2 protein-coding genes are annotated in these 3,290 nt (G+C 69.0%); both read left to right on the top strand.

Annotation, left to right across the window (positions count from 1 at the left end):
* A partial coding sequence (locus ACGLHR_RS51145) for a DNA translocase FtsK (RefSeq protein ID WP_400103697.1) occupies nt 1-2,809 on the top strand: 2,809 nt, incomplete at its 5' end.
* A gap of 34 nt (nt 2,810-2,843) precedes the next feature.
* Nucleotides 2,844-3,218, top strand: a complete 375-nt coding sequence (locus ACGLHR_RS51140; protein WP_400103695.1) for a cupin domain-containing protein — start codon at nt 2,844-2,846, stop codon at nt 3,216-3,218.
* Nucleotides 3,219-3,290: the final 72 nt, after the last annotated feature.

The following is a 3,290-nucleotide window of genomic DNA, read 5'->3' as shown; positions in this document are numbered from 1 at the left end:
CGCCGCCAGTCCTGCCCCGGCAGCGGCTGCACGCGCGACCGTGGTCAGCGGCCCCGTGCGCCAGCCGCAGATGAGCGCACGCTCGGCCATCACGACACTGCCGCAAGCCAACGCGCGACCCGCCCAGCCCGCTGCGGCAAAGAGCGTGACGACGGCTGCCGCGGTGCCGCCGGCTGTCATGCCGGTTGCGCAGGATGACGTAGCGCGCAAGCAGCAAGGCGAACAGGTTGCCGCCCTGCAGGCGCGGCCGGCGGCGGAAGAGCCGGCCAGCCAGGCGCAGGAAACCGAGGTGCTGGAGGCCGAGGCAGCCCCCGCAGTGGCGCCCGCCGAGCCGCAGGCTGTGGCGGTGCTATCCCCCGAGGATGTTGCCATTCCCGCCGCACCCGCCACCGCACCCGCTGACGCCCCGCAGGTTGCGCAGCCGCGCGCGGAATCCGCCGGGGAAGGCGCGACGCCCTCCGTGACGTTGGACGAACTCCGCCTGGAAGCCGAGGCGCTGATGGCGGAACTGACCGCACTGGCCGGCGCCTGGAAGTCGACGCGGCCTGCTGCTCCGGCTGCTCCGGCTGCTCCGGCGGCCGATGCGCAGCCTGAGCCGGAAGCCGCCGTTGCTGTCGCCGAGGCAGCCGCCGATGTGGTCACCGATGTGGTCACCGATGCGGTAAGCGGGGAGGCAGCGCCGGTCGTGGCCGAGGCATCGATCGAAAGCCCGGTGGAAGTGACAGCCGAAGCCAATGGTGAAGTTGTTGACGAGGCGTCCGCCGTGGATACCGGGGCGGCTGTCCCGGCCGAGTCCGAGGCGGTTGCATTGCCAGGTGCTGCCCTTGCGCCCCAGGCGGACGAACCGGCAATCGATCAGGAGCCGGAAGGCGCCGCCGAGCCGGCCGCGGACGCCAAAGTCGAAGCCAAAGTCGAGCCTGAAGTAGCAGCACAAGCGGCTCCGGAGGCCGACGCCGCTCCCAACATCGTATTCATTCCGGATGCCGAAGCCGACTCCGACTCCTACATCGAGCCTGCGGCCGAACCCGAAGACACCACGGAAGAGATCGCCGAAGGCGTTCTCGATGCCAATCTGCTGGTCGAGCACCGCAGCGAGGACAGCGCTCCCAATCCCGAGCCCGCGGTAGAAGAAGCGCCGGCCCCGTTGCCCGAAACATTGCCAGCCGCGCCGCCGGCGCCCAAGCCGCGCATCGTTCTGCCGGCCGTGGTCGGCAAGGTGGTGGCGCTCGATGCGCCGGTAGCCGCCGCGGTATCCGCGGCACCCGCAGCGAGCGCAGTGCCGGCGTCGCAAGTCATTGCCGTCACGCCGCCGCCTTCCCGTATTTCGGACTACCGCTTGCCGGACCTAGGTTTGCTGGAAACCGCCACGGCCGACATCCAGCAGGTGACCGAGGAGCAGTTGCAGGAAACCGGCAACCTGATCGCGCAGCGCCTGGCGGAGTTCAAGGTGCCGGTGTCGGTGGTCGGCGCCTCGGCCGGCCCGGTCATCACGCGTTTCGAGGTGGATCCCGCCATGGGCGTGCGCGGCGCGCAGGTGGTGGGCCTGATGAAGGACCTGGCGCGGGCGCTGGGCGTGACCTCCATCCGCGTGGTCGAGACCATTCCCGGCAAGACCTGCATGGGGCTGGAGCTGCCGAACGCGCGGCGCCAGATGATCCGCCTGTCCGAGATCGTGGCCGCCCCGTCGTTCCTCGCGCATAACTCGCATCTGGTGCTGGCGATGGGCAAGGACATCACCGGCAACCCGGTGGTGACCGATCTTGCGCGCGCGCCGCACTTGCTGGTGGCCGGCACCACCGGCTCGGGCAAGTCGGTCGCGGTCAACGCCATGATCCTGTCCTTGCTGTACAAGGCCACGCCGGACGATGTGCGCCTGATCATGATCGACCCCAAGATGCTGGAGCTATCGGTCTACGAAGGTATCCCGCACCTGCTCTCGCCGGTGGTGACCGACATGAAGCAGGCCGCGCACGCGCTGAACTGGTGCGTGGGCGAAATGGAAAAGCGCTACCGCCTGATGTCGGCGCTGGGCGTGCGCAACCTGGCCGGCTTCAACCAGAAGATCCGCGCCGCCGAGGCCGCGGGCGAGCACGTGCCCAATCCGTTCTCGCTCACGCCCGATGCGCCCGAGCCGCTGCGCACGCTGCCGTTCATCGTGGTGGTGATCGACGAGCTGGCCGACCTGATGATGGTGGCCGGCAAGAAGATCGAAGAGCTGATCGCGCGTCTGGCGCAGAAGGCCCGCGCCGCCGGCATCCACCTGATCCTGGCCACGCAGCGACCGTCGGTGGACGTGATCACCGGCCTGATCAAGGCCAATATCCCCACCCGGGTGGCATTCCAGGTCTCGTCCAAGATCGACTCGCGCACCATCCTTGACCAGATGGGCGCCGAGAGCCTGCTGGGGCAGGGCGACATGCTGTTCCTGCCGCCGGGCACCGGCTATCCGCAACGCGTGCACGGCGCCTTTGTGGCCGATGACGAAGTGCACCGCGTGGTGGAGCACTGGAAGCAGTTCGGCGAGCCCGACTACGACGAGGCCATCCTCGCGGGCGATCCTGGCGAGGCCGCAGCGTCGGACCTGTTCGGCGAAGGCGGTGGCGATGCGGAGGCCGACCCGTTGTACGACGAAGCCGCCTCCTTCGTGCTCACCAGCCGCCGGGCGTCGATTTCCGCCGTGCAGCGCCAGTTGCGCATCGGCTACAACCGTGCCGCGCGCCTGATCGAGCAGATGGAAGTGGCGGGACTGGTTTCGCCGATGGGCCGCAATGGTGCGCGCGACGTGCTCGCGCCGGGCCCGGGCGAATGACGTTGACGGCAGGCGTGCCGCTCAACCGGAGACGATGATGGATGCCAAGGGCAACCCGCCGCCTGTGCCGCAGGGGAACCTGCTGGCGCAGGTGCCGGTGGACCGGACTGCCGAGCGCTTCGACGCCTTGCTGGAGCGGCCCGGCCTGAAGATCGAGCGCATCGTCTCGAACGGCCAGGCCAGCCCAAAGGGCTTCTGGTACGACAGCGCGCAGGACGAATGGGTGCTGCTGGTGAGCGGCAGCGCCGGCCTGCATATCGAGGGCGAGGCCGAGCCGCGCAAGCTTGCGTGCGGCGACTATCTGCATCTGCCGGCGCATTGCCGGCATCGCGTGGCGTGGACCGATGCGCAACAGCCGACCGTCTGGCTGGCGGTGCATTGCAGTGCTCCAAGCCAGATTGAAGGCTAGCCCGAAGTTCACCAGCCGCCTGGGTGAGTTTCCCCTTTTGCGACAGGCACTTGTCGTGATTCCCGGGTTCCA

It is taken from the genome of Cupriavidus sp. CuC1, assembly GCF_044627735.1.
Taxonomy (GTDB): Bacteria; Pseudomonadota; Gammaproteobacteria; order Burkholderiales; family Burkholderiaceae; genus Cupriavidus; species Cupriavidus ulmosensis.
Note: the sequence above shows the minus strand (reverse complement) of the source record. Positions and strands in the feature narration are given on the sequence as shown.